General features: G+C 55.9%; 24 protein-coding genes. 9 read left to right on the top strand and 15 right to left on the bottom strand.

What is annotated here, in order from left to right; genetic code table 11:
• Positions 1 to 75: 75 nt before the first annotated feature.
• Both HB664_RS06955 and HB664_RS06950 read left to right on the top strand, forming a co-directional pair.
• Positions 76 to 1,473: a glycoside-pentoside-hexuronide (GPH):cation symporter gene (locus HB664_RS06955; protein WP_033144647.1), complete on the top strand. Its 1,398-nt coding sequence runs from the start codon at positions 76 to 78 to the stop codon at positions 1,471 to 1,473.
• A 10-nt stretch (positions 1,474 to 1,483) separates the two neighbouring features.
• On the top strand, positions 1,484 to 2,434 hold the full coding sequence (locus tag HB664_RS06950) for a family 43 glycosylhydrolase (protein ID WP_048975009.1): 951 nt from the start codon (positions 1,484 to 1,486) through the stop codon (positions 2,432 to 2,434).
• A gap of 18 nt (positions 2,435 to 2,452) precedes the next feature.
• On the opposite strand, the gene ampE is transcribed toward HB664_RS06950, so the two are convergent.
• A complete protein-coding gene (gene ampE, locus HB664_RS06945; RefSeq protein WP_167819009.1) occupies positions 2,453 to 3,307 on the bottom strand; it encodes a beta-lactamase regulator AmpE in 855 nt (284 codons plus the stop codon).
• A 9-nt stretch (positions 3,308 to 3,316) separates the two neighbouring features.
• Positions 3,317 to 3,868, bottom strand: a complete 552-nt coding sequence (gene ampD, locus HB664_RS06940) for a 1,6-anhydro-N-acetylmuramyl-L-alanine amidase AmpD (protein ID WP_024907473.1) — start codon at positions 3,866 to 3,868, stop codon at positions 3,317 to 3,319.
• An 87-nt stretch (positions 3,869 to 3,955) separates the two neighbouring features.
• On the opposite strand from ampD, the gene nadC reads away from it, so the two are divergent.
• From nadC to hofC, 4 genes are all read left to right on the top strand, one after another.
• Positions 3,956 to 4,849 (top strand): carboxylating nicotinate-nucleotide diphosphorylase, encoded by an 894-nt coding sequence (gene nadC / locus HB664_RS06935; RefSeq protein ID WP_033144643.1) that lies wholly within the window; start codon positions 3,956 to 3,958, stop codon positions 4,847 to 4,849.
• 174 nt (positions 4,850 to 5,023) lie between these two features.
• Complete coding sequence (gene ppdD, locus HB664_RS06930) at positions 5,024 to 5,461, top strand: prepilin peptidase-dependent pilin (protein ID WP_058840541.1); 438 nt, start codon at positions 5,024 to 5,026, stop codon at positions 5,459 to 5,461.
• A 10-nt stretch (positions 5,462 to 5,471) separates the two neighbouring features.
• On the top strand, positions 5,472 to 6,854 hold the full coding sequence (gene gspE / locus HB664_RS06925; RefSeq protein ID WP_219940530.1) for a type II secretion system protein GspE: 1,383 nt from the start codon (positions 5,472 to 5,474) through the stop codon (positions 6,852 to 6,854).
• Positions 6,844 to 8,028, top strand: coding sequence for a protein transport protein HofC (gene hofC / locus HB664_RS06920; RefSeq protein ID WP_219940529.1), 1,185 nt, complete (start codon positions 6,844 to 6,846; stop codon positions 8,026 to 8,028). The genes gspE and hofC overlap by 11 nt, the downstream gene beginning before the upstream one ends.
• 43 nt (positions 8,029 to 8,071) lie before the next feature.
• On the opposite strand, the gene HB664_RS06915 is transcribed toward hofC, so the two are convergent.
• A complete protein-coding gene (locus HB664_RS06915) occupies positions 8,072 to 9,115 on the bottom strand; it encodes a GMP reductase (protein WP_033144634.1) in 1,044 nt (347 codons plus the stop codon).
• Between the two features lie 228 nt (positions 9,116 to 9,343).
• Between HB664_RS06915 and coaE the strand changes: the two genes are divergently transcribed.
• Genes coaE through yacG form a run of 3 tightly spaced genes read left to right on the top strand, consistent with a single transcriptional unit; the run spans position 9,344 to position 10,911 of the window.
• On the top strand, positions 9,344 to 9,964 hold the full coding sequence (gene coaE, locus HB664_RS06910) for a dephospho-CoA kinase (protein ID WP_039260810.1): 621 nt from the start codon (positions 9,344 to 9,346) through the stop codon (positions 9,962 to 9,964).
• Positions 9,964 to 10,707, top strand: coding sequence for a cell division protein ZapD (zapD, locus tag HB664_RS06905; protein ID WP_023310405.1), 744 nt, complete (start codon positions 9,964 to 9,966; stop codon positions 10,705 to 10,707). Before coaE ends, zapD begins: the two co-directional genes overlap by 1 nt.
• Positions 10,708 to 10,716: 9 nt before the next feature.
• Positions 10,717 to 10,911 (top strand): DNA gyrase inhibitor YacG, encoded by a 195-nt coding sequence (gene yacG / locus HB664_RS06900; protein WP_023310404.1) that lies wholly within the window; start codon positions 10,717 to 10,719, stop codon positions 10,909 to 10,911.
• 34 nt (positions 10,912 to 10,945) lie between these two features.
• Here the strand turns inward: yacG and mutT are convergent, their stop codons facing one another.
• The 12 genes from mutT to murD form a co-directional block, all read right to left on the bottom strand.
• Positions 10,946 to 11,338 carry an 8-oxo-dGTP diphosphatase MutT gene (mutT, locus tag HB664_RS06895; protein ID WP_045888157.1) on the bottom strand — a complete coding sequence of 131 codons (393 nt, stop codon included), beginning with the start codon at positions 11,336 to 11,338 and terminating at the stop codon, positions 10,946 to 10,948.
• A gap of 57 nt (positions 11,339 to 11,395) precedes the next feature.
• Positions 11,396 to 14,101, bottom strand: a complete 2,706-nt coding sequence (gene secA, locus HB664_RS06890) for a preprotein translocase subunit SecA (protein ID WP_023310402.1) — start codon at positions 14,099 to 14,101, stop codon at positions 11,396 to 11,398.
• A 58-nt stretch (positions 14,102 to 14,159) separates the two neighbouring features.
• Complete coding sequence (gene secM / locus HB664_RS06885; RefSeq protein WP_033146485.1) at positions 14,160 to 14,663, bottom strand: secA translation cis-regulator SecM; 504 nt, start codon at positions 14,661 to 14,663, stop codon at positions 14,160 to 14,162.
• 280 nt (positions 14,664 to 14,943) lie between these two features.
• Positions 14,944 to 15,861, bottom strand: a complete 918-nt coding sequence (gene lpxC / locus HB664_RS06880) for a UDP-3-O-acyl-N-acetylglucosamine deacetylase (protein WP_008501977.1) — start codon at positions 15,859 to 15,861, stop codon at positions 14,944 to 14,946.
• A 101-nt stretch (positions 15,862 to 15,962) separates the two neighbouring features.
• On the bottom strand, positions 15,963 to 17,114 hold the full coding sequence (ftsZ, locus tag HB664_RS06875; RefSeq protein ID WP_008501978.1) for a cell division protein FtsZ: 1,152 nt from the start codon (positions 17,112 to 17,114) through the stop codon (positions 15,963 to 15,965).
• A gap of 63 nt (positions 17,115 to 17,177) precedes the next feature.
• The gene (gene ftsA / locus HB664_RS06870) at positions 17,178 to 18,434 is read right to left on the bottom strand and encodes a cell division protein FtsA (RefSeq protein WP_219940528.1); all 1,257 of its coding nucleotides are present in this window, start codon (positions 18,432 to 18,434) and stop codon (positions 17,178 to 17,180) included.
• Positions 18,431 to 19,273 (bottom strand): cell division protein FtsQ, encoded by an 843-nt coding sequence (ftsQ, locus tag HB664_RS06865; RefSeq protein WP_023310399.1) that lies wholly within the window; start codon positions 19,271 to 19,273, stop codon positions 18,431 to 18,433. Before ftsQ ends, ftsA begins: the two co-directional genes overlap by 4 nt.
• A 1-nt stretch (position 19,274) precedes the next feature.
• Positions 19,275 to 20,195: a D-alanine--D-alanine ligase gene (locus tag HB664_RS06860; RefSeq protein WP_039260812.1), complete on the bottom strand. Its 921-nt coding sequence runs from the start codon at positions 20,193 to 20,195 to the stop codon at positions 19,275 to 19,277.
• The gene (gene murC, locus HB664_RS06855; protein ID WP_219940527.1) at positions 20,188 to 21,663 is read right to left on the bottom strand and encodes a UDP-N-acetylmuramate--L-alanine ligase; all 1,476 of its coding nucleotides are present in this window, start codon (positions 21,661 to 21,663) and stop codon (positions 20,188 to 20,190) included. The genes HB664_RS06860 and murC overlap by 8 nt, the downstream gene beginning before the upstream one ends.
• Positions 21,664 to 21,719: 56 nt before the next feature.
• Positions 21,720 to 22,784 (bottom strand): undecaprenyldiphospho-muramoylpentapeptide beta-N-acetylglucosaminyltransferase, encoded by a 1,065-nt coding sequence (gene murG, locus HB664_RS06850; RefSeq protein WP_029741228.1) that lies wholly within the window; start codon positions 22,782 to 22,784, stop codon positions 21,720 to 21,722.
• A complete protein-coding gene (ftsW, locus tag HB664_RS06845; protein ID WP_023310395.1) occupies positions 22,781 to 24,025 on the bottom strand; it encodes a cell division protein FtsW in 1,245 nt (414 codons plus the stop codon). The genes murG and ftsW overlap by 4 nt, the downstream gene beginning before the upstream one ends.
• The gene (gene murD / locus HB664_RS06840) at positions 24,025 to 25,341 is read right to left on the bottom strand and encodes a UDP-N-acetylmuramoyl-L-alanine--D-glutamate ligase (protein WP_219940526.1); all 1,317 of its coding nucleotides are present in this window, start codon (positions 25,339 to 25,341) and stop codon (positions 24,025 to 24,027) included. The genes ftsW and murD overlap by 1 nt, the downstream gene beginning before the upstream one ends.

Raw genomic sequence — 25,341 nt, 5'->3', positions numbered from 1 at the left:
CGCCCTGATACTGCAACGCATATATTCCTTTGCCAGCAAATAATTCTCTCCATACCGTAAACCGGAGAGCTGTCGATGGATAACAACACACTGTCAGTAAAAGAAAAGATCGGCTATGGGATGGGCGACGCGGGATGCAATATCATCTTCGGCGCCATCATGCTGTTTGTTAACTATTTTTATACGGATATTTTTGGCCTCGCCCCTGCGCTGGTCGGCGTGCTGCTGCTTTCCGTGCGCGTGATTGACGCCGTAACGGACCCGATCATGGGCGCGATTGCTGACCGTACCCGCAGCAAATATGGTCGGTTTCGTCCATGGCTGCTGTGGATCGCTTTCCCCTACGCGCTGTTCAGCATTCTGATGTTCACCACGCCGGAGTGGAGCTATAACAGCAAAGTTATCTATGCGTTTGTCACCTACTTCCTGCTCTCTTTAACCTATACGGCCATCAACATTCCCTACTGCTCGCTGGGCGGGGTGATCACCAACGATCCAAAGGAGCGCGTGGCCTGCCAGTCGTATCGCTTCGTGCTGGTCGGCATCGCCACGCTGCTGCTCTCATTAACGCTGCTGCCGATGGCCGACTGGTTTGGCGGGGATAACAAAGCCAAAGGCTATCAAATGGCGATGACCGTTCTGGCGCTGATTGGAACCTGCATGTTCCTGTTCTGCTTCGCCACCGTGCGCGAGCGCGTGCGCCCGGCGGTACAGACCAACGACGAGCTGAAAAACGATCTGAAAGACGTGTGGAAGAACGACCAGTGGGTACGCATTCTGCTCCTGACCCTGTGCAACGTCTGCCCGGGCTTTATCCGCATGGCGGCCACCATGTATTACGTCACCTGGGTGATGGGCCAGAGCACCCATTTCGCCACGCTGTTTATCAGCCTGGGCGTGGTCGGCATGATGCTCGGCAGCGTGCTGGCAAAAGTGCTGACCGACCGCTGGTGTAAGCTCAAGGTCTTCTTCTGGACCAATATCGTTCTGGCGATTTTCTCAACCGCCTTTTATTTCTTCGACCCGAAAGCCACCGCCACCATCGTGGTGCTCTACTTCCTGCTGAACATCCTGCACCAGATCCCGTCTCCGCTGCACTGGTCGCTGATGGCCGACGTGGACGACTACGGCGAGTGGAAGACCGGTAAGCGCATCACCGGGATCAGCTTCTCCGGCAACATCTTCTTCCTGAAGCTGGGGCTGGCGATTGCCGGGGCGATGGTCGGCTTCCTGCTCTCCTGGTACGGCTATGACGCGGGCGCAAAAGCGCAGAGCGCGGACGCCATTAATGGGATCGTGCTGCTCTTTACCGTCATTCCCGGCATTGGATACTTAGTTACCGCTGGCGTAGTGCGCCTGCTGAAAGTGGACCGCGAAACCATGAAGCAGATCCAGTCCGATCTGGAAAAGCGTCGCAATAACTACCGCGAGCTGAATGATTATCAGGAACTCAAAGCCGCAGAGACAAAATAAGGAAAGCCGAATGCAAACCTGGCCAAACCCATTTATTGAACAACGCGCCGATCCGTACATTTTACGCCACGAGGGGCAGTATTATTTTATCGCCTCCGTGCCGGAGTACGACAGGCTGGCGATCCGCCGCGCAGAGTCTCTGGAAGGCTTACGTAATGCCGAAGAAGTGGTGGTCTGGCACAAACCCAACACCGGCCCGATGAGCCAGCTGATCTGGGCGCCGGAACTGCACCACATCGACGGGAAGTGGTACATCTATTTTGCTGCGACGCACACCCAGGCGCTCGACGCGCTCGGAATGTTCCAGCACCGTATGTTCGCCATTGAATGTGCCGACGGCGATCCGCTCACCGGCACGTGGGTGGAGAAAGGGCAAATCAAAACGCCTTTCGATACCTTCGCTCTGGACGCCACCACCTTTGTACATCAGGGGAAACGCTGGTATCTGTGGGCGCAAAAAGCGCCGGACATCACCGGTAACTCCAATCTTTATCTGTGTGAAATGGAGAACCCGTGGACGCTGAAAGGCGAGCCGGTGATGCTCAGCAAGCCTGACCACGACTGGGAGCGTCGCGGGTTTTGGGTCAACGAAGGCCCGGCGGTACTGGTTCACGGCGATAAGCTGTTTATCAGCTATTCCGCCAGCGCTACCGACGAGAACTACTGCATGGGTCTACTGTGGATAGACCTGAATGCCGATCCGCAAAACCCGGCAAACTGGCACAAATCCCCCCATCCGGTGTTCGTTACCAGCTACGAAAATCGTCAGTACGGCCCGGGCCACAACAGTTTTACGCAAACGCCGGAAGGGGAAGATGTGCTGGTGTATCACGCGCGGAATTACACCGAAATTGAGGGCGACCCGCTGTACGATCCGAATCGCCATACCCGACTGAAGCTTGTCCGCTGGAATGAAAGCGGGATGCCTGATTTCGGCATCCCGCCCGCGGATACGCTTTAGCCTTTGCGGCGCGCTGGCCTACACCAGCGTGCCGTAGATAGTCAGCAGCGCCACGATAACCACCACCACAAACGACGTTTTCTTCGCCATGGAGACAGCGGCTTTCGGCGTTTCAATCTTGTCGGTATGCGGCTCACGCGCCAGCGAGAACTGCGCCAGACGCGTTAGCACCTGGTACTGCGACGTATGGCGATCGGCAAGAGAAGCGAACCATGCGGGCAGCGCTTTTTCACCGTGACCAATTAACGCGTACACCACGCCGACCAGACGCACCGGGAGCCAGTCGATCACGTGCAGGATGGCGTCAATACCGGACTGCAGACGTTCATGCGGTGTCAGATAACGGGCAAGCCAGGTCTGCCAGGCGCGCAGGAACGCATATCCCATCAGCAGTACCGGCCCCAGCGGGCCCCCCACTACAAACCAGAACAGCGGCGCAAGATAGTAACGGAAGTTAATCCACAGCAGCGCGTTTTGCAGCTCGCGCAGGAATTCGCGCTCGTCGCAGTCCGGCGGCACGCCGTGGATCATCGTCAGCTCGCTCGCCATGGCACCGCGCGCATGGGCATCGTCACGGGAGGCGGCTTTCAGGTATGCGTGATAGTGTAAACGCACCTTGCCTGCGCCAATGCACAGCACCCCAAGCAGGATCCACACCACCAGCAGCGGCACGTTGAAAAAGAGTCCGTACAGCGAACGCAGGAGCAGGAACGTAATGACCATCACCCCTGCCATCATCAGCAGCGTGCGCAGCATGGAAAAATGTTTGATACGGCGGAATAATACCTCCAGCCGGTGATCCAGATGCCAGTGCTCGCCGAGCTTGAACAGGCGTTCAGCGATCATAACCAGCAGCATGGTAAACAACGTCATGGTATCTCCTTATTCTGACGACGCGGTGAGCATGGCGCGAAACCGGGGCCAGTCAAAGGCCGGGCCGGGATCGGTTTTTCTCTCCGGGGCTATATCACTGTGTCCCGTGATATTGTCGGCGATAGCCGGGTAGAGTCCGATAAGCGTGCGGGTCACAGCCGCTAGCTGTTGATACTGTGAATCGGTGTAGGGCGTCGTATCTGTGCCTTCCAGTTCGATTCCGATAGAAAAATCGTTGCACCGTTCGCGCCCGTGATACATCGACACGCCGGCATGCCAGGCGCGCTTATCAAAGGGAACATACTGAACCACTTCACCATCGCGACGAATCAGGCAGTGAGCCGATACGCGCAGATGTGCAATTTCAGCAAAGAAGGGATGAGCATCGGGATCAATCGTTCCCGTGAATAACGCATCGATCCACGGGCCGCCAAATTCACCCGGCGGGAGACTAATATTATGAACCACCAGCAGTGTGGGCTTTTCATCCTCCGGGCGGCAATCGTGGTGCGGCGAGGGCACGTGCCGCGCATCCACCAGCCATCCGTTTTCTAACAACATGCTGGAACTCCTTCTGTATGGTGCAATGACTCGGTTCAGAGTAGCATGTTTCAATATTATGATTCGTTACCAATTTGGAGTTTTATCATGCCGCCTCGCCGCTACAACCCCGACCACCGACGTGAAGCGCTTCTGGAACGTATTAATATGGATATTCCGGCAAGCGTCTCCCATGCTTTGAAAGAAGATCTGGGCGGTGACGTTAACGCTGATAAGGATATTACCGCACAATTGTTGCCAAAAGAGACGCGCTCGCACGCGGTCATTATCACCCGTGAAGACGGCGTTTTTTGCGGCAAGCGTTGGGTTGAAGAGGTCTTTACCCAGCTGGCGGGTGATGATGTGCAGATTATCTGGCACGTTGAAGACGGCGATGCAATTACGGCAAACCAGCCGCTGTTTGAACTGGACGGTCCTTCCCGCGTCTTGCTGACCGGCGAACGTACTGCGCTCAATTTTGTACAAACGCTCTCTGGCGTGGCCAGCGAAGTGCGTCGCTACGTTGACCTGCTGGCCGGTACCCGCACCCAGCTGCTGGATACCCGCAAAACGCTGCCGGGCCTGCGCACCGCGCTGAAGTATGCGGTGCTGTGCGGCGGCGGCGCAAACCATCGCCTGGGCTTATCCGACGCCTTCCTGATTAAAGAGAACCACATTATTGCCTCTGGCTCCGTGCGTCAGGCGGTGGAGAAAGCCTTCTGGCTGCACCCGGATGTGCCTGTCGAGGTAGAGGTCGAAAGTCTGGAAGAGCTGGAGCAGGCGATTAAGGCCGGGGCCGATATCATCATGCTCGATAACTTCGAAACAGAGCAGATGCGCGAGGCGGTAAAACTGACTAACGGCCGGGCCCAGCTTGAAGTGTCCGGGAACGTCACTTTCGAAACGATCCGTGAATTCGCCGAAACCGGCGTGGATTACATCTCCGTCGGCGCGTTGACCAAACACGTTCGCGCCCTCGACCTCTCAATGCGCTTCAAATAACGCATTCTCCCCTCTCCACCCGGAGAGGGGAATTTCAGCCCCGCTCGCAGATCCGCTGTTCTTCCCTGCAACACTGAGTAAATTCTCTGAAGCCTCCTTCCCGTTCCCTTTTTTGCCTCTCGTTTCTGCTCTTTCCCGCTGACAAAGTAGCGCCACTTTGCATAAGGAGCAGATATGGACAGACAACAAGGCTTCACACTCATTGAGCTGATGGTGGTCATTGGCATCATTGCGATTCTGAGCGCCATCGGCGTTCCCGCCTATCAGAACTACCTGCGCAAGGCGGCGCTGACCGATATGCTGCAAACTTTCGTTCCCTACCGCACGGCCATTGAGCTTTGCGCGCTGGATCACGGTGGCGTGGAGAGCTGCGACGCTGGCAGTAACGGTATCCCTTCCCCCACCACGACACGCTACGTTTCAGGAATGAGCGTGGCGAAAGGGACCGTGACCTTAACAGGACAGGAGAGTCTTAACGGGCTGACGGTAACCATGACGCCACGGTGGAGCGACGGCAACGGTATGACGGGCTGGACGCGCGACTGCAACATCAGTGCTGACAGCGCCCTGAAACAGGCCTGCGAAGACGTTTTCCGCTTCGACAATAACTGAGGAGCGGATAATGAATACCGATCAACTCGTGGCGCTTTGTCAGCGCCATCACGCTCTGCTGCTCACCAGCGACAGTGAGATGGTCAGCATCGCCGTCGTGGGCAGCCCCGCGGCTGAACTCATGGAGGCGCTGCGCTTCGCGACCCAGAAACGGATTGATATTGAGTGCTGGAGCGCTGAGCGCATGGAAAAACACCGGCAGCTAACGTCACAATCGCATCTGCCCGTCGTTTCGCAAACACACTCGACGGTGGATATCCTCAACCACACGCTGCAGCAGGCAATCAACCAGCGCGCCTCCGACATTCATATCGAACCGATGGAGCATGCATGCCAGATTCGGTTACGCATCGACGGGGTTCTTTGCCCCCAGCCTCCGCTTTCCGCCTCGCTGGCAAGCCTGTTCAGCGCACGTTTAAAGGTGCTGGGTAATCTTGATATTGCAGAACGTCGTTTACCTCAGGACGGTCAGTTTACGATTGAGCTGGCAAACGAGCCGGTCTCGTTTCGGATCGCGACGCTTCCCTGTAGCGGTGGTGAGAAAATTGTTCTGCGTCTGCTGCATCAGGTTCAGCAGGCTCTTGAGCCGAAAGCGCTTGGCATGAGCGCAGAACAACTGGCCTGTTTCAATGAGGTTCTCCACCAGCCGCAGGGGCTCATTCTGGTCACCGGCCCCACCGGCAGCGGCAAAACCGTGACGCTGTACAGCGCGCTGCAGGCGCGTAATACCCCTGACGTCAACATCTGTAGCGTGGAGGATCCGATTGAGATCCCCCTTGCGGGATTAAACCAGACGCAGATTAATCCCCGGGCGGGTTTAACATTCCAGAGCGTGCTGAGGGCGCTGCTGCGTCAGGATCCAGACATCATTATGGTCGGCGAAATCCGTGACGGTGAAACGGCAGAAATTGCCATTAATGCCGCCCAGACCGGTCATCTGGTGCTGTCAACGCTGCACACCAACTCGACGACGGAAACCCTGATTCGCCTGGAGCAGATGGGCGTCGCGCGCTGGATGATATCTTCCGCGCTTTCGATGGTGATTGCCCAGAGGCTGGTCCGGCGTTTGTGCCCGCACTGTCGCCGGGAAGCCAGCGAGCATGCTGAATTACCACGCGCCGTATGGTCAAGACCGCTTCCACGCTGGCAGCCCACCGGCTGCGATCGCTGTTATCACGGTTTTTATGGCCGCGTGGCCATTTTTGAAGTACTGGCGATCGACAATACCCTGCGCCAGGCCATTGCCAGCGGGGCGGGAATCGAAGTGATAGAGGCGAGTGCCCGGCAGGCGGGAATGATTTCTCTTTTTGAGCACGGCTGCATGGCCGTCGAAAAAGGGCTGACCACGATCGAAGAGCTGGTGCGCGTGCTGGGAATGCCGGATGGCTGCTAATCAGCTCTGGCGCTGGCGAGCACTCACCAAAGAAGGTGAGCCCCGAAGCGGGACACTCTGGGCCACAGACCGCAATGCCGCCTTCACCAGGCTGATGCGTAGCGATCTCCATCCTCTGGCGCTGACCCGATGCGCTCAGCGGCACCGCTGGCGGCCGCATCACTGCTACGAGATGTTTCGCCAGCTCGCGACGCTTCTGCAGGCGGGGCTGACGTTGTCCCACAGCCTGCAGATGCTGGCAGAGCAACATCCGTTAAAACCGTGGCAGGCGCTGCTGCAAAGCATTGCCGATGAGCTCAGTGAGGGATCCCCCTTTTCTGAGTCGCTAAAAAAGTGGCCAGCGGTGTTTAGCCCACTGCATGTCTCGATGGTGAAAACCGGTGAGCTCACAGGGAAACTGGAGGAGTGCTGCCGCCAGCTCGCGCAGCAGCAAAAAGCGCAGCAGCAGCTCAGAGAGAAAGTGAAAAAGGCCCTGCGCTATCCGGCGATCGTCCTGACGCTGGCCTTACTCGTGGTGCTGGCGATGGTCATTCTGGTCTTGCCCGAGTTTGCCGCGATCTACAAAACGTTTAACACGCCGCTTCCGATGCTGACACAAATGGTCATGGGGATGGCCGCATTTATCCAGTCCTATGCCCTCGCGTTGTTCGCCGCGTTATTAGCGCCCTTAGCCGCCGCCTGGGCTCTGAGGCAGAACCCTCGCTGGCAGCGCATGCTGATCCATACGCCCGTGATGGGCGCGCTGGCAAAAGGCCAAAAACTGGGACACATCTTTACCGTACTGTCACTTACGCAGCAGGCAGGTATCCCCTTTTTACAGGGACTGGAGAGCGCAGAGGAGACCGTTGAAAGTTGTTACTGGCGGGGGATACTCCGCAGCGTTCGGGAGGACATTGAAAAAGGTCTCCCCGTCTGGTCATCCTTTCAGAAAGCGGCCATCTTTACCCCGCTGTGTATTCAGCTTTTACGAACCGGTGAAATGTCAGGTGCGCTGGACATCATGCTGGCAAATCTCGCCCGGCACCACACGGAACAGACCTTTCAACGGGCAGATAATCTGGCGGCACTTCTCGAGCCAGTGCTTCTGATTGTGACAGGGGTCATCATCGGCACGCTGGTGGTGGCAATGTACCTACCGATTTTCCATCTGGGAGATGCGATGAGCGCGGGTTAGGGCTACACAGTGCTGGCGCACGGGCATGCGCCAGCAGAAGCCATTACAGGCTATTGAACACGCGGTTTTCCTGTTCCTGAACGCGAATAAACGTCGTACGTTTCGTCAGCTCTTTCAGGCGGGATGCCCCAACGTAGGTGCAGGCCGAGCGCAGGCCACCGAGGATATCGCGCGCGGTGTATTCAACCGGGCCGCGCAGAGGCAGTTTCACGGTTTTACCTTCTGCCGCACGGTATTTTGCCACGCCACCGACGTGACGGGTCATCGCGGATTCAGAGCTCATGCCGTAGAACAGCATAAATTTCTCGCCGTTCTCTTCAACAACGGTACCACCGCTCTCTTCGTGGCCTGCCAGCATACCGCCGAGCATTACGAAGTCTGCGCCGCCGCCGAAGGCTTTCGCAACATCACCCGGCATGGTACAGCCGCCATCGCTGATGATCTGACCGCCCAGACCGTGCGCCGCATCGGCGCATTCAATGACGGCGGAAAGCTGCGGATAACCGACGCCGGTTTTGACGCGGGTCGTGCACACGGAACCCGGGCCAATCCCCACTTTCACGATATCTGCACCGGAAAGGATCAGCTCTTCACACATTTCACCGGTCACCACGTTGCCCGCGATGATGGTTTTCGTCGGCCAGGCTTCACGCGCCTTGCTGACGAACTGCACGAAGTGTTCGGAGTAACCGTTCGCCACGTCAATACAAACGAAGTTGAGCGCTGGGTTAGCGTTCAGGATCTGTTTGGTCTTCTCGAAATCGGCATCGGAAGTGCCGGTAGAAACCATCACATGCTTCACCACGTCAGCAGGCGCGGACGCAACAAACGCATTCCACTCTTCAGGGCTGTAATGTTTGTGCACGGCGGTGAGAATGTCGAACTGTGCCAGGGCGGTTGCCATCTCAAAGGTTCCCACAGTATCCATGTTGGCAGCGATGATCGGCACGCCAGACCAGGTCTGACCGGAATGCTTAAAGGTGAATTGACGTTCGAGTTCAACGTCTGAGCGACTTTTCAGTGTAGAGCGTTTAGGGCGGATAAGAACGTCTTTGAAACCTAACTTCAGATCTTCTTCGATACGCATGTGCGGATTCCTGGGGTTAGAGGCAAATATGTTAAAAGCACAACTCCAGTGACGTTATCATACGCACTAATACCTGCTCCGCAAGACTGCGAAATTCTCTTTTTTTACGCTACAATCCTATAAATTTACCTGGTAAAAAGCCGGTAAACAGGGCCAAACAGTTGCCAGCGCACCTAATAGTTTTAAACAACTGATTTTAATAATGAATAATTCCCAGGATTTGAATTAATGGGGTATATCGTCGCATTAACCGGCGGCATCGGTAGTGGCAAAAGTACCGTTGCGGACGCGTTCTCTCGTTTGGGTATCACGATTATTGATGCCGATATCATTGCCCGCCAGGTGGTAGAGCCCAATACACCCGCGCTAAAGGCCATCGCAGAACATTTTGGTCAGGCAGTCATCAGTGCCGATGGCACACTGAATCGCCGTCAGCTTCGCGAATGTATTTTTTCTGATTCTGCGGAAAAAGACTGGCTTAATGCCCTGCTCCACCCCATCATCCACCAGGAAACTCAACGTCAGATAGCCGCAGCCCGCTCGCCCTATGTCCTGTGGGTGGTTCCGCTACTGGTTGAAAATCAGCTGCAGAAGAAAGCCGATCGTGTGCTGGTGATTGATGTCGCACCCGAAACGCAAATCCAGAGAACCATGACGCGCGATCGCGTCTCTCGGGAGCATGCTGAACAAATTCTTGCCGCTCAGGCTACGCGCGCTCAGCGCCTTGCCGTGGCGGATGATGTTATTGATAATAACGGCGCACCAGATGCCATTGCATCGGATGTTGCCCGTCTGCACGCGCAGTATCTGACGTTCGCCGCGCAGGCCGTTGCACAGGAAAAACCATAATGTCGACACACATCCTTTTTGAGCATCCGCTCAACGAAAAAATGCGCACCTGGCTGCGCATCGAATTCCTTATTCAACAACTTTCACAACATCTGCCTGTTAACGATCATGCCACCGCGCTGCACTTCTTCCGCAACGTAGGCGATCTGCTGGATGTGATTGAACGCGGCGATGTCCGCACAGAATTACTCAAAGAGCTGGAGCGCCAGCAGCGTAAATTACAGGCATGGACGGAGGTCCCCGGCGTAGATCAGAGCCGTATCGACGCGCTCCGCCAGCAGTTGAAAAGCAGCAGTGCCGTCCTGATGGCCGCGCCGCGCGTCGGGCAGTTTTTGCGTGAAGACCGCCTGATTGGCCTGGTGCGCCAGCGTCTGAGCATCCCTGGCGGCTGCTGTAGCTTCGACCTGCCGACGCTGCATATGTGGCTACATATGCCACAGGCGCAGCGTGACGCACAAGTAAACAGCTGGCTGGCAAGCCTGGAGCCAATGCACCAGACGCTGTCGCTGATCCTCGATCTGATCCGTAACTCTGCGCCGTTCCGCAAGCAAACCAGCCTGAATGGTTTCTTCCAGGATAACGGTGATGATGCCGATCTTCTGCGTCTCAATCTGTCTCTCGGCGAACAGCTTTACCCACAGATTTCCGGGCATAAGAGCCGCTTTGCGATTCGCTTTATGCCGCTGGACAGTGAAAATGGCACCGTGCCGGAACGTCTCGATTTTGAACTGGCCTGTTGTTAAGGAGTGCCGATGTCTGATGTCACCACCGTAAGCTGCCCAACCTGTGGCAAAACCGTTGTCTGGGGCGAAGTCAGTCCGTTCCGCCCATTCTGCTGCAAGCGCTGTCAGCTCATTGACCTGGGCGAATGGGCGGCGGAAGAGAAACGCATACCTAGCGAAGGCGATCTCTCGGACAGCGATGACTGGAGTGAAACCCAGCAGTAATCTGTAAAGCCTGCTGGCGCTTCGCTCAGCAGGCCTACGGTTGTGCGACTAACCGCAGGATCACGGGTTCATTAGCTGGCGGGAATTTTTCAGCATCACTTGCCTGAAGTTCCACCCAGTTACCCGGCTGTCCCTCTTTTCCCCAGGGTTCTCCCTCCCAGTTTTCCACCAGCCAGAACCACAGCGTAATGTGCCTGTCCGGAAACTGGTACTCAAGCTTATCAAACAGCGTTGCGCTAAGCGGGGTGATCCCCACCTCTTCCTGAAGCTCCCGAACCAGCGCCTCTTCCGGCGTTTCACCTGACTCGATTTTACCGCCTGGAAACTCCCACTTGTTCGCCATATGGGCGTCGGCAGCGCGCTGAGTGATGAAGATTTGGTTTTGCGGGTTGCGAATAATCCCGACGGCAATTTGCAGTATTTTCATATTGTCACTTCCATAAAAAAGGCGCAGATATCTGCGCCTTTTTGTTTTTTTATGAACTTAGCTCAGACGGCCGTGGCACGCCTTGTACTTTTTACCGGAACCACACGGGCAAGGATCGTTACGACCCACTTTACGATCGCCGGTCTGCGCGGCGATCGCCGCTGCGGCTTCGCTGTCGTCGGTCTGATGACTCAGCTGTTGCATCTGTGCCAGACGCTCGGCTTCTTCACGACGCTGCTGCTCCATCGCTTCCACTTCTTCCGGCATACGCACCTGAACCTTGCTCAGGGTGCTGATCACTTCGTACTTCAGTGATTCCAGCATAGAAGCAAACATGGAGAAGGATTCACGCTTATATTCCTGCTTCGGATCTTTCTGCGCATAGCCGCGCAGGTGAATACCCTGACGCAGGTAGTCCATCGCCGCCAGGTGCTCTTTCCACAGGGAGTCGAGCGTCTGCAGCATCACGCCTTTTTCGAAATGACGCATCATTTCAGCGCCAACAACCTCTTCCTTACGCTTGTAGACGTCCAGCGCGGTTTCAAAGATACGTTCGCGCAGGGTCTCTTCGTGCAGCTCAGGCTCTTTATCCAGCCACTCTTTGATTGGCAGATCGAGGTCAAAGTCATTTTTCAGACGTTCCTGCAGGCCTTCGATATCCCACATCTCTTCCAGAGACTGCGGTGGAATATGCGCGTCGATGGTGGCTTTAAACACATCTTCACGAATGCTGTTGATGGTTTCGCTCACGTCGGACACGTCCAGCAGTTCGTTACGCTGAGTATAGATTGCACGACGCTGATCGTTAGCCACATCATCATATTCCAGCAGCTGCTTACGAATATCAAAGTTGCGGCTTTCCACTTTACGCTGTGCGTTAGCGATCGCTTTAGTCACCCAAGGGTGCTCGATGGCTTCGCCAGGTTTCATCCCCAGCTTACGCATCATGCCGGATACGCGGTCGGAGGCGAAAATACGCATCAGCGCATCTTCCATAGACAGGTAGAAGCGGGATGAACCGGCATCACCCTGACGACCCGCACGGCCACGCAGCTGGTTATCGATACGACGAGACTCGTGACGCTCTGTACCGATAATGTGCAGACCGCCGGAAGCCAGGACGGCGTCATGACGAACCTGCCAGTCGGCTTTGATCTGCGCAATCTGTTCTGGCGTTGGGTTTTCCAGCTCCGCCACTTCAGCCTGCCAGCTACCGCCCAGCATAATATCGGTACCACGACCCGCCATGTTGGTGGCAATGGTTACGGCAGCCGGATAACCCGCCTGCGCAACAATGTCCGCTTCTTTGGCGTGGAATTTGGCGTTCAGAACGTTATGTTTGATACCTGCTTTAGTCAGCTCGTGAGAAACCACTTCAGATTTCTCGATGGAGATGGTCCCCACCAGAACCGGCTGGCCGTTGGCAGTGCGGTCGCGAATATCTTCGATGATCGCCTGAATTTTTTCCGCTTCGGTCATGTACACCAGATCCGGCATATCCTTACGGATCATCGGACGGTTGGTTGGAACGACCACGGTATCCAGCTTGTAGATGGAGCTGAATTCAAACGCTTCGGTATCAGCAGTACCGGTCATCCCCGCCAGCTTCTCGTACAGACGGAAATAATTCTGGAAGGTAATAGACGCCAGCGTCTGGTTTTCATTCTGAATATCCACACCTTCTTTGGCTTCCACAGCCTGGTGCAGACCGTCAGACCAGCGACGTCCCTGCATGGTACGGCCGGTGTGTTCATCGACGATGATCACTTCGCCGTCTTTAACGATGTAATCGACGTCGCGGGTGAACAGCGCGTGGGCGCGCAGTGCAGCGGTCACGTGGTGCATCAGCATAATGTTGCTCGGAGAGTACAGGGACTCGCCCTCTTCCATGATGCCTTCAGCTACCAGCAGCTCTTCAATTTTCACCAGACCACGTTCGGTCAGGTTCACCTGGCGCGCTTTTTCATCTACGGAGAAGTGACCTTCACCCTGGAAGGTATCCGAGTCCTCTTTCTCCTGACGCAGCAGGTGTGGAATGATTTTGTCGACCTTACGGTACATCTCGGAGCTGTCTTCAGCCGGGCCGGAGATGATCAGCGGAGTACGCGCTTCATCGATCAGGATGGAGTCAACCTCATCCACCAGCGCATAGTGCAGCTTACGCTGTACGCGCTCTTCCGGGCTGAACGCCATGTTGTCACGCAGGTAGTCGAAGCCGTATTCGTTGTTGGTGCCGTAGGTGATGTCCGCGTTATACGCTTCGCGCTTGGCTGGCGCAGGCAGGCCGGACATGTTGATGCCGACGGTCATACCGAGGAATTCGAACAGTGGGCGGTTGTTTTCGGCGTCACGCTGCGCCAGATAGTCGTTGACGGTAACCACGTGAACGCCTTTACCAGTCAGCGCGTTCAGGTAAGCCGGCAGCGTTGCGGTCAGGGTTTTACCTTCACCGGTACGCATTTCCGCGATGCAGCGCTCGTTGAGCACCATACCACCCAGCAGCTGGACGTCGAAGTGACGCATGCCGAATACGCGCTTACTCGCTTCGCGCACGACAGCAAACGCTTCCGGGATCAGACTTTCTAAGGTTTCACCTTTTTCCAGACGCGCACGGAATTCCGCCGTTTTCGCTTTTAGCTCGTCATCAGAGAGCTTCTCCATCGCCGGTTCCATACCGTTGATGACGGCAACAGCTTTGCGCATACGGCGCAGGGTACGATCGTTACGACTACCAAAAACTTTAGTTAACAATTTGATTAGCATAATAAATTCTCAAACGCCCCATTGTGGGCAGATAAATTAAGGTATTGAAAAAGTTAATTTAGCTGAGGCGTTGCGGCCCGGCACGAATGCCGTGAGCCTGGCTAATCCAGGTTGAAACAGAGAATGAAGCTGGTGAAACAAACGCACGCTGCGTTGTCTGACGAACCATGACCGGCGGCTGGCTGTCCTGCGTGAGCAGCGCGTTGAGCGTGTCCAGCAGGGCAAGATGCTGAGCCTGCACCGGCAGCGCCTCTTCCGCAACAGGCATGGCCTGCGGTGCCATCGCAAAGGACAGATGGCGGATAACGGTGCGGATAGCGTGCTGGTGCCAGTAATCGACGGTGAAGTTTGGGCGGCGACTGGCTTCAAGCCACGCGAGGTTAGTAAAGTTAACCCGCGTGCTGAGATCGTGTTTAGTGGTGGAGGTTTTTGCGGGCGTCGCCGCTTCGGCACTGTTGCTGAGCGCAGGCAAGCCGAAACTCGCCGCGACCATCCCTAATAAGAGATGCGGCCAGAAGTAACGTCTGCCAAATTGTCGCCAGCGCGTCAGTATTCCGCTCACCTGCTCCACCCAATAAGCCAGCCTTGCAGAGGCTGAGTTCAGTTATTCATTTTAGCGCCCAGATAGTAACACTAAAGCCAATATACATCAGCAGGAATGAGGTGCCGCCGCGGAGAAAAACGGTCAAGAATGCAGCTAACGCACATAATTTTCTGAGTAAGACAAACGAGAGATACCGCAGGGGTAAACGAAGAAGGGTAAAAATAAAAACGACTGGTCTTCCTGGTCGGAGAGAGTACCAGGTTAACCAGTCGATTTTTTTACGAAACGGTTTGAACCGTTACGCCAGAACCATGCTTGGTGCTTTGAAAGCCAGCGGCAGTTCAGCTTCGTCTTCGAAGGTCACATATTCCCAGGCTTCCTGTTTTGCCAGGACGGCCTGCAACAGTTTGTTGTTCAGCGCATGACCGGATTTGAACGCGGTAAATGCACCAATGATGTTGTGACCACACATGAACAGGTCGCCGATAGCATCCAGCATTTTGTGACGAACGAATTCATCTTCGAAACGCAGGCCGTCTTCGTTCAGTACGCGATAATCGTCAACAACGATGGCACAATCGAAGCTGCCGCCCAGGCACAGGCCGCGGGACTGCAGATATTCGATATCACGCATGAAGCCAAATGTACGGGCTCGGCTGATCTGGCGCATAAACGCATCGGCAGAGAAGTTCATCGCATAGCGCTGGGTGCTGGAGTCAATCGCCGGATGGTTAAAGTCGATGGTAAAGTCCAACGAGAAACCATTGTACGGTTTGAATTCAGCCCACTTGTCGCCATCTTCGACGCGAACGGTCTCTTTGATGCGTACAAATTTCTTCGCGCAGTTCAGTTCTTCGATGCCGGCATCCAGCAACAGATAGACGAACGGTGCAGCACTGCCATCCATAATCGGGATTTCTGGCGCATCGACTTCAACAATAATGTTGTCGATACCCAAACCCGCCAGGGCGGCGTTAAGGTGCTCTACGGTAGAAATCCGCACGTCATGCTCGTTCACCAGACAAGTACAGAGCATAGTATCACGCACAGATTTGGCATCGGCCGGAAAATCTACCGGTGGATTCAAGTCGGTGCGACGATAGATGACCCCGGTATTGGCCGGCGCAGGGCGTAACGTCAGCGTGACTTTCTTGCCGGTATGTAAACCGACACCAGTCGCCTGAACGATACGTTTAAGTGTCCTTTGTTTGATCATCGTATAATCTCGCCAAATTAACTATCCAACCGAGAGTGTATATCACTAACGGTGGGCCAGTTTAGCACAAAGAGCGCAAATCCCCTAATTCCAGCCAATTCTTAGTCAGCTTGCTTACGCAGGAACGCCGGGATATCCAGATAATCTGGCTCTTTCGCCGTTTGCGGCGTTGGGTCGTTCACCACTTTCGCGGCCGGTTTCTGCTCCTGAGTCAGAGGAGACATACCGTGCTGCTGGTAACGATCCATTACCGGTTGCTGAGTCTGCTTGTTGGTCACCAGGGTGATCTCAGGACGTTTGTCCATACCGATACCGGTCGCAACAACGGTAACACGCAGCTCGTCGTTCATTTCAGGGTCAAGGGAAGTACCGATTACCACGGTAGCGTTGTCAGAGGCGAACGCACGGATAGTGTTACCCACGGTTTCGAACTCATCCAGACGCAGGTCAAAGCCAGCGGTAATGTTGACCAGCACGCCGCGCGCACCAGACAGATCGATATCTTCCAGCAGGGGAGAAGAGATAGCCATTTCAGCCGCTTCTTCAGCACGGTCTTCACCGCTCGCCACGCCAGAGCCCATCATCGCGTAGCCCATTTCGGACATCACGGTGCGAACGTCTGCAAAGTCAACGTTCATCAGGCCAGGACGGGTAATCAGTTCAGCGATACCCTGAACCGCGCCTTTCAGCACGTCGTTTGCTGCACCGAATGCGTCCAGCAGGGAAATACCGCGACCCAGAACTTTCAACAGCTTGTCGTTAGGGATGGTGATCAGCGAGTCCACATGCTTGGACAGCTCGGTGATACCCTGCTCCGCGAAGGCCATACGCTTCTTGCCTTCAAAATTGAAAGGCTTGGTCACGACAGCAACGGTCAGGATACCTAAATCTTTTGCCACTTCAGCCACAACAGGTGCTGCGCCGGTACCGGTACCGCCACCCATGCCTGCTGCGATGAAGACCATGTCCGCACCTTCCAGTGCAGCGCGCAGCGCTTCACGATCTTCTTCAGCCGCATTACGGCCGACTTCCGGGTTAGCCCCTGCTCCCAGCCCTTTGGTGATACCACCGCCGATCTGGATAGTCTGGCCAACAGCTGTCTTACGCAGTGCCTGCGCATCGGTGTTAACTGCGAAGAATTCAACACCTTCAATGCGTTCACGCACCATATGCTCTACGGCGTTACCGCCGCCGCCACCGACGCCGATGACTTTAATCACCGCGTCGTTGGTCAGTTCCATAGGTTCAAACATAATTTCTCTCTCCGTTGTGCCTGTCGCCCGAGACCGCTAATTCTCTCCGGTCTCTTAAAAAAATTAAAACTCTTTTCGCAACCAGTTGTTCAGTCGTTTGACCCACGACCCCACTGAGACGCGTTTTTCCACTTCTGCTTCACCACTGAGATGAGATTCCTTCCCGTAGTGGAGCAGGCCCACAGCCGTTGAATAATACGGCTCCTGAGCATAATCCGTTAAACCGGTGATATTCAGCGGCGCACCAATACGCACCTGCGTATGGAACACGCGCTGAGCACAGGCCGCAAGACCTTCAATTTGCGCTGCACCGCCGGTTAATACAATCCCCGCCGCAAGATGATGTTTAACGCCCTGCTGACGAAGCTGTTCCTGTAACTGTAAAATCTCTTCGTTGACCAGGTTGAGCAGCTCGGTATAGCGCGGCTCTATCACCTCTGCCAACGTCTGGCGCTGCAGGCTACGCGGTGGACGACCACCGACGCTCGGCACTTCAACGCTCTCATCTTTGCCAACGATAGACCCCCGCGCGCAGCCGTGGCGCACTTTAATCGCTTCTGCATCGCTCGGCGGCGTACCAAAAGCGTAAGCAATATCGCTGGTCACAACGTTCCCGGCATAAGGGATCACTTTCGTGTGGCGCAACGCACCGCCGGTATACACGGCGATATCCATTGTACCACCACCAATATCGACCACACAGACACCCAGTTCACGTTCATCTTCGGTCAGCACGGAATAACTTGCCGCCAGACCGGCGAAAATAAGTTGGTCAACTTTCAGGCCACAACGTTCAACGGCTTTTACAATGTTCTTCGCCATATCGTTGTGACATGTGATCAGGTGCACTTTTGCCTGCATACGTACGCCAGAAAGACCGACCGGGTTCTTGATCCCTTCCTGGTAGTCAATCGCATATTCCTGCGGAATGACATGCAGCACGCGATGCTCGTCGCGGACACGCACGGATTTCGCCGTGTGCACGACGTTTTCAACGTCTTCCTGCGTCACTTCTTCTTCGGAAATCGGCACCATACCGATTTCGTTCTGGCAGCTAATGTGCTTACCAGAAAGGGCCAGATAGACAGAAGAAATCTGGCAATCTGCCATCAGTTCAGCCTGATCGATGGCGCGCTGAACGCATTTCACCACCGATTCAAGATCGTTTACCCCACCTTTATCCATACCACGGGACGGGCAACTGCCTACGCCAATGATATTGACCATACCGTCGGGCAGAACTTCCCCTACTAAAGCGGCAACCTTCGCGGTGCCAATCTCCAGTCCAACTACCAGTTTTCTGTCCGTCGCCTTGATCATTGTTGTTCTGCCTGTACCTGTGCCTGATTCTGTTGCTGATTAGGTTCCTCGACCGGAGCCGGTACCCAACCGACTGCTGCGCCTGAGTCATAGCGCAAATCAACGTAGCTTATCCGTTTGCCGTCAGTCTGTGCCTGCTGCTGTAAAACCGGGTAAAGTTCGACAAAACGCGCCAGACGCTTCATTGTGTCGCCGCGTCCCAGGTTGAGCTTAATGCCGTTTGTTAACGTCAACTGCCAGGAACGGCGCGCCGTCATGGCAGCATCTTTTAACGTAAACCTGTCCTTCGCCAGCACCTGACCCATTTCGCGAAAACCTTGTAACACCTCGTTTTCGCTACCTTCCGGGCCATACAACATCGGTAAATTTTGCTTGTTGACACGATCGGCCGGGACGCTGAAGGAGTTTCCGTCTGCGTCAACCATGTGCTGATCATTCCAACGCGCAATGGGCACATATTCAACCAGATGAATCTTCAATTCATCAGGCCATTGCTTTCTTACGCTCGCCTGTTTTATCCATGGCAGACGTTCTATCTGGCTCTGGATAATGTTGACGTCCTGCGTCATAAAAGTGCCAGGCGAGCCCAGCGCCAGAATTGACTGGCGAATATCGTCGTTACGCGTGTAGTGACGCTCACCGGTGACCACCAGCTTAGAAAGCGGCAACCGCTGCGCATCTTCCATCCAGCCCAGGACCATCCAGCCGCTAATAAACACGGTGCACAGCACCCCGAGCAGGAAAATGATGCCTGCAAGACGCGTTCCATTACTGCGGCGTGAGGAGGCGTATTCGTCCTCGTCATCGCGGTTGCGCGTGTTCAATGCAGCCTGAGACATATCAGCCCGCCTGGTCCAGAATGCGTACGACTAACTGCGAGAAGCTCATCCCAGCCTGACGCGCGGCCATCGGCACAAGGCTGTGGCTGGTCATTCCCGGAGAGGTATTCGCTTCCAGCAGATAAAATTGTCCGTCACTGTCCTGCATCACGTCGATGCGTCCCCAGCCCTGACAACCCAGAATATGCCAGGCTTTAAGCACCAGGGACTGTAAATCTGCTTCACGCTCAGCTTCAAGACCACAAGGGCAGAAATATTGCGTCTCATCAGAGAGATACTTCGCCTCATAATCATAGAAGGTTCCGGCCGGTTGGATACGAATTGACGGTAAAATTTCTTCGCCAAGCATCGCGACGGTAAATTCCGGCCCGCTGAGCCATTTTTCAACCAGAACTTCTTCATCATGTTGAAATGCCAGTGCTAAAGCGGACGAAAGATCTTCAGCTTTCTCGACTTTGGACATTCCCACGCTCGAACCTTCCCGGCTGGGCTTTACAATAACCGGTAAGCCCAGCTCAGCAATGCGTGTATTAACGCTATCCGGCAGGCCCAATTCAAATTCGCGACGCGTCAGTGCTACCCATGGCGCAACGGGTAACCCCGCGCCCTGCCACAGAAGCTTGCTGCGCAGTTTGTCCATAGAGATAGCGGAGGCCATCACGCCGCTGCCGGTGTACGGCATGCCGATCAAATCCAGAAGCCCCTGCAGGGTGCCGTCTTCGCCGCCGCGACCATGCAAAGCGATAAAGACTTTATCGAAACCCATGGCTTTTAATTGCGTCACGTCGACCTCTTTTGGGTCGACCAGGTGCGCATTGACGCCACCTTCGCGCAGGCCCGCCAGCACAGCCGCGCCGGAATTCAGGGAAACCTCGCGCTCGGCGGAGGTGCCGCCAGACAGGACAGCAATCTTATCAGCCATGATGCTCATCCTCCTGGGTTTGCGGCTTCAGTTTGATTTCAGCTAAGGTACGGGCGATTTTGCCGATATTTCCCGCGCCCTGAATCAGAATCAAATCATTACCTGTCAGGACCGGTGCCAGAATTTCCGCCACCTGTGCTGGGTCAGAAACCAGAATAGGGTCAACTTTACCGCGTCCACGGATGGTACGACACAGGGAACGGCTGTCGGCCCCCGGAATCGGCGTCTCGCCTGCGGCGTACACGTCCAGCATTAACAGGGTGTCTACCTGTGACAGGACGCTGGCGAAATCGTCGTACAGATCGCGCGTACGCGTGAAGCGGTGCGGCTGGAAGACCATCACCAGATTTTTGTCCGGCCAGCCTGCACGTGCGGCTTTAATGGTGGCGTCGACTTCGGTCGGATGGTGGCCATAGTCGTCCACCAGCATCGCAGTGCCGGCTTTACCGTTCACGGCGTCCAGCGGGAATTCACCGATGAAGTCGAAGCGACGGCCGGTGCCCTGGAAGCTTTCCAGCGCGCGCAGAATGGCATCATCATCAATGCCTTCTTCCGTCGCGACGGCCACAGCCGCTGCGGCATTGAGGGCGTTATGGCGACCTGGCGCATTCAGCGTGACGTGCAGCAGTTCTTTGTCCTGACGCGCCAGCGTGAAATGCCCCTGCGCACCAATCTGTTTGTACTCTTCCACGCGGACGTCAGCGTCTTCGCTGAAGCCGTAAGTGGTGATTTGACGACCCACGCGCGGCAGCAGCTCGCGGATCACCGGATCGTCTACGCACATCACCGCGCGTCCATAGAATGGCAGGTTGTGCAGGAAGTTGATGAAGGTCTGCTTTAAGTTCTCGAAGTCGCCCTGGTAGGTATCCATATGGTCAGCTTCGATGTTAGTGACAATCGCCACCATCGGCTGCAGGTGCAGGAACGACGCGTCGCTCTCATCCGCTTCGGCAATCAGATAACGACTGTGGCCCAGACGCGCGTGTACGCCTGCGGCTTTGACCAGACCGCCGTTGACGAACGTCGGGTCGAGACCCGCTTCCGCATAAATACTGGAGACCATCGCCGTGGTCGTGGTTTTACCGTGGGTCCCGGCAATGGCGATGCCGTGACGGAAACGCATCAGTTCCGCCAGCATTTCTGCACGGCGGATCACCGGAATGCGCGCTTCGTGCGCGGCAACGATTTCCGGGTTGTCAGAGGAGATGGCGCTGGAGACCACCACCACGCTCGCATCGCGCACATTTTCTGGACGATGGTTGAAATAGATAGTCGCCCCAAGCGACGCCAGCTGCTGCGTAACAGGGTTTGGCGCCAGGTCAGACCCGCTGATCTGATAACCTTCGTTAGCTAACACTTCGGCAATACCGCCCATGCCAGCACCACCGATGCCAACAAAGTGAATGTGCCGGACGCGACGCATCTCGGGCACGATTGAACGCAGTTTTGCCAGTTGTTGTGTATTCATTCTCTAAACGCCATCGACTACTTAAAATTCGTGCAGCGCAAAACGCGCTGCGAGGGTTAAGCCTGGGCTGCCAGGCTCACTTCTTTTGCCACCCGTTCCGTCGCATCAGGGATAGCGGCCGCGCGTGCGCGTTGCGCCATCTCCAGCAGTGCGTCTCTGTTCCAGCCCGCCAGGGTGGTGGCGACCGCGTCGGCGGTAAATTGTGGCTGTTCAAAAATCTTCGCGGCACCGGCTTTCTCAAGCGGCAGCGCATTCCAGTACTGCTGTCTGTCTTTGTGCTGGAACGGCACAAAAAGGGCCGGCAGACCGGCGGCGGCGATCTCGCTCACCGTCAGCGCGCCTGAACGACAGACCACGACATCGGCCCAGGCATACGCTGCCGCCATGTCGTCGATAAATTCTGTGACTTTATGCTGCGGCTGGCCTTCGTCTGCGTAAGCTTGCTCAACGGTCTGCTGAGCGCCTTTTCCGCTCTGGTGCCAGATGGTCACGGTATCCCCCAGCTTTGCGGCAACCTGCGGCATCGTCTGGTTTAGAACACGCGCCCCCTGAGAGCCGCCGACGACCAGTACACGAACCGGCCCTTCACGGCCCGTCAGGCGAGCGTCCGGCAGCGGGAGCGCCAGCACGTCCACACGCACCGGGTTACCCACCACGTCCGCTTTCGGGAACGCACCGGGAAACGCCTGCATAACTTTGGTAGCGATTTTCGCCAGCCACTTGTTGGTCAGACCAGCAATACCGTTCTGTTCATGTAGCACAACGGGAATGCCTAACGACCACGCCGCCAGCCCGCCAGGACCAGAGACATAGCCGCCCATGCCCAGCACCACATCTGGCTTAAAGCGCTTCATGATGGTGCGCGCCTGACGCCAGGCGTTAAAAATACGCACCGGAGCCAGCAGCATTGCCTTGAGGCCTTTGCCCCGAAGGCCGGAAATACGAATAAAGTCGATCTCGATACCGTGCTTCGGTACCAGATCGGCTTCCATGCGGTCTGCGGTTCCCAGCCAGCGTACCTGCCAGCCCTGATCCATTAAATGGTGCGCAACCGCCAGCCCCGGGAACACGTGTCCACCGGTACCGCCTGCCATCACCATTAACCGCTTCGGTTGATTCATCGTGAACCTCGTGTAAACGCCTGGGCTTTTTCCAGACGCGTCTCATAATCTATACGCAACAAAAACATGATGGCCGTCGACATAATCAACAGACTCGAACCACCATAACTGATCAACGGCAGCGTCAGACCTTTGGTCGGCAGCATACCCGCTGCGGCCCCGACGTTAACCAATGCCTGGAAGCTAAACCAGATACCAATTGAACAGGCTAAGAATCCTGAGAAGCGGTGATCGATCTCCAGCGCTTTCCGGCCGATGGACATGGCGCGGAAAGCGACGAAGAATACCATTAAAAGCGCTAGTACCACACCGATATAACCCAGTTCTTCCGCAATAATGGAGAAGATGAAGTCAGTATGCGCTTCCGGTAAATACTCCAGTTTCTGTACCGAGTTACCCAGCCCTTGCCCCCAGACTTCACCGCGACCAAAGGCCATCAGCGACTGCGTCAGCTGATAGCCGCTGCCGAACGGATCTTCCCACGGGTTCCAGAACGAGGTCACACGGCGAATACGGTAAGGCTCGGCGAGGATCAGCAGCACAACCGCCGAAATCCCCATCCCGATGATAGCGATGAACTGCCACAGCTTCGCGCCCGCCAGGAACAACATGGCCAGAGTGGTAACGAACAGCACGACAACGGTACCGAGGTCAGGCTGCGCCAGCAGTAATACCGCCAGCACCAGAATCACGCCCATCGGTTTTAAGAAGCCGCGCAGATTGTTACGCACTTCATCAACCTTACGCACCAGGTAGTTAGCCAGGTAGCAGAACAGGGAGAGCTTGGTAAATTCCGCAGGCTGAATGCGCAGCGGGCCAAAGGCGATCCAGCGTGAAGCCCCGTTAACAGAGCTCCCCACCACCAGTACGATCAGCAGCATAATAATCGAGGCGATCAGCATCGCCGTACTGTGGCGCTGCCAGAACTCCATCGGCAGACGCAGGGTCACCAGCGCCAGGCAGAACGCCAGGATGATGTAAAGACCATCACGCTTGGCAAACAGGAAAGGATCGTTCGCCAGACGCTGCCCGACGGGCATTGAGGCTGACGTCACCATAATGAAGCCGACCGCCGCCAGCCCCATAGTGAGCCAGAACAGCGTGCGATCGTACATGACCAGGCTGTCGTTATCTTTTTGACGAGAGCCCATCACCCAGCCTTTGAGCGCCGCAAATACCCATGCCAGGATCCCAAATCCTGGCAGGCGCGGCATTTTCAGGCGAGGGAGAGATAAACGCATTAGCCTAACTCCTTCGCCAGGCGGGTAAAGACATCACCACGCTGTTCGAAATTCTTGAATTGATCGAGGCTGGCACAGGCCGGAGAGAGCAGCACCATATCGCCTGGCTTCACGCGAGGGGCAATCAGCCGCATCGCCTGTTCCATGGTTTCGGTTTGCTCGGCAACCTCAGGGCGCAGTTCAGCCAGCTCCCTGCCGTCACGGCCGAAGCAGTACAGGCGGACGTTATCTCCGGCGAGATACGGCTTCAGGGAGGAAAAATCAGCTGATTTACCGTCGCCGCCCAGCAGTAAATGCAGGGTGCCGTCAACGTGCAGACCGTTCAGCGCGGCCTCCGTGCTTCCGACGTTGGTAGCTTTGGAGTCGTTAATCCAGCGCACGCCGTTGTGCTCCAGCGCCAGCTGGAAACGGTGCGCCAGACCAGAAAACGTGGTTAACGCTTTCAGGCTGGAGGAGCGCGGCAGCCCTACTGCATCCGCCAGCGCCAGCGCCGCCAGGGCATTGGTATAGTTGTGCTGACCAGTGAGCTTCATCTCTTTCACGTTCAGCACTTTCTCACCCTTCACGCGCAGCCAGGTTTCGCCCAGCTGACGGTTCAGGTGGTAATCCCCCATCGTGATACCGAAGCTGATACAGCGATCGTCTGCACCGCGTACGGGCATGGTCAGCGCGTCATCGGCGTTTACAACGCAGACTTTGGCATTTTCATAAACGCGCAGCTTGGCGGCACGGTACTGCTGCAGACCAAATGGATACCTGTCCATATGATCTTCAGTCACGTTGAGGATCGTCGCAGCCGCAGCGTGCAGGCTGGAGGTCGTTTCCAGCTGGAAGCTGGAAAGCTCGAGAACATACAGCTCGCAGCCTTTATCCAGCAGCATCAGAGCGGGTAAACCAATGTTACCGCCAACGCCGACGTTCATGCCCGCCGCTTTCGCCATTTCACCCACCAGGGTGGTGACGGTGCTTTTACCGTTAGAACCGGTAATGGCGATAATAGGTGCCTGCGCTTCGCGGCAGAACAGCTCGATATCGCCGACAATCTCAACGCCCGCATCCGCAGCAGCGCTCAGCGAAGGATGCGCCAGCGCCATACCTGGGCTTGCGACAATCAGATTGGCTGCCAGCAGCCAGTCTTCATTCAGACCACCAAGGTGGCGTTCAACCTGTTCCGGCAGTTTGTCCAGACCCGGCGGAGAGACACGCGTATCCATCACGCGTGGCGTCACGCCGCGTGCGAGGAAAAAGTCCACGCAGGAGAGCCCCGTGAGGCCCAACCCGATGATAACGACTTTTTTGCCCTGGTAATCTGCCAT

It is taken from the genome of Enterobacter sp. DNB-S2 (assembly GCF_019443845.1).
GTDB classification, from domain to species: Bacteria; Pseudomonadota; Gammaproteobacteria; order Enterobacterales; family Enterobacteriaceae; genus Enterobacter; species Enterobacter asburiae_B.
This window is presented reverse-complemented; position numbering and strand designations above follow the sequence as displayed.

Coding starts and splice junctions, on each gene's coding strand:
- ftsW (WP_023310395.1), bottom strand. CDS start 24,025: ATGCGTTTATCTCTCCCTCGCCTGAAAATGCCGCGCCTGCCAGGATTT.
- HB664_RS06955 (WP_033144647.1), top strand. CDS start 76: ATGGATAACAACACACTGTCAGTAAAAGAAAAGATCGGCTATGGGATG.
- murC (WP_219940527.1), bottom strand. CDS start 21,663: ATGAATACACAACAACTGGCAAAACTGCGTTCAATCGTGCCCGAGATG.
- mutT (WP_045888157.1), bottom strand. CDS start 11,338: ATGAAAATACTGCAAATTGCCGTCGGGATTATTCGCAACCCGCAAAAC.
- ftsZ (WP_008501978.1), bottom strand. CDS start 17,114: ATGTTTGAACCTATGGAACTGACCAACGACGCGGTGATTAAAGTCATC.
- HB664_RS06915 (WP_033144634.1), bottom strand. CDS start 9,115: ATGCGTATCGAAGAAGATCTGAAGTTAGGTTTCAAAGACGTTCTTATC.
- yacG (WP_023310404.1), top strand. CDS start 10,717: ATGTCTGATGTCACCACCGTAAGCTGCCCAACCTGTGGCAAAACCGTT.
- ampD (WP_024907473.1), bottom strand. CDS start 3,868: ATGTTGTTAGAAAACGGATGGCTGGTGGATGCGCGGCACGTGCCCTCG.
- ftsA (WP_219940528.1), bottom strand. CDS start 18,434: ATGATCAAGGCGACGGACAGAAAACTGGTAGTTGGACTGGAGATTGGC.
- coaE (WP_039260810.1), top strand. CDS start 9,344: ATGGGGTATATCGTCGCATTAACCGGCGGCATCGGTAGTGGCAAAAGT.
- hofC (WP_219940529.1), top strand. CDS start 6,844: ATGGCTGCTAATCAGCTCTGGCGCTGGCGAGCACTCACCAAAGAAGGT.
- ampE (WP_167819009.1), bottom strand. CDS start 3,307: ATGACGTTGTTTACCATGCTGCTGGTTATGATCGCTGAACGCCTGTTC.
- lpxC (WP_008501977.1), bottom strand. CDS start 15,861: ATGATCAAACAAAGGACACTTAAACGTATCGTTCAGGCGACTGGTGTC.
- nadC (WP_033144643.1), top strand. CDS start 3,956: ATGCCGCCTCGCCGCTACAACCCCGACCACCGACGTGAAGCGCTTCTG.
- ppdD (WP_058840541.1), top strand. CDS start 5,024: ATGGACAGACAACAAGGCTTCACACTCATTGAGCTGATGGTGGTCATT.
- ftsQ (WP_023310399.1), bottom strand. CDS start 19,273: ATGTCTCAGGCTGCATTGAACACGCGCAACCGCGATGACGAGGACGAA.
- gspE (WP_219940530.1), top strand. CDS start 5,472: ATGAATACCGATCAACTCGTGGCGCTTTGTCAGCGCCATCACGCTCTG.
- HB664_RS06860 (WP_039260812.1), bottom strand. CDS start 20,195: ATGGCTGATAAGATTGCTGTCCTGTCTGGCGGCACCTCCGCCGAGCGC.
- HB664_RS06950 (WP_048975009.1), top strand. CDS start 1,484: ATGCAAACCTGGCCAAACCCATTTATTGAACAACGCGCCGATCCGTAC.
- secA (WP_023310402.1), bottom strand. CDS start 14,101: ATGCTAATCAAATTGTTAACTAAAGTTTTTGGTAGTCGTAACGATCGT.
- zapD (WP_023310405.1), top strand. CDS start 9,964: ATGTCGACACACATCCTTTTTGAGCATCCGCTCAACGAAAAAATGCGC.
- murG (WP_029741228.1), bottom strand. CDS start 22,784: ATGAATCAACCGAAGCGGTTAATGGTGATGGCAGGCGGTACCGGTGGA.
- murD (WP_219940526.1), bottom strand. CDS start 25,341: ATGGCAGATTACCAGGGCAAAAAAGTCGTTATCATCGGGTTGGGCCTC.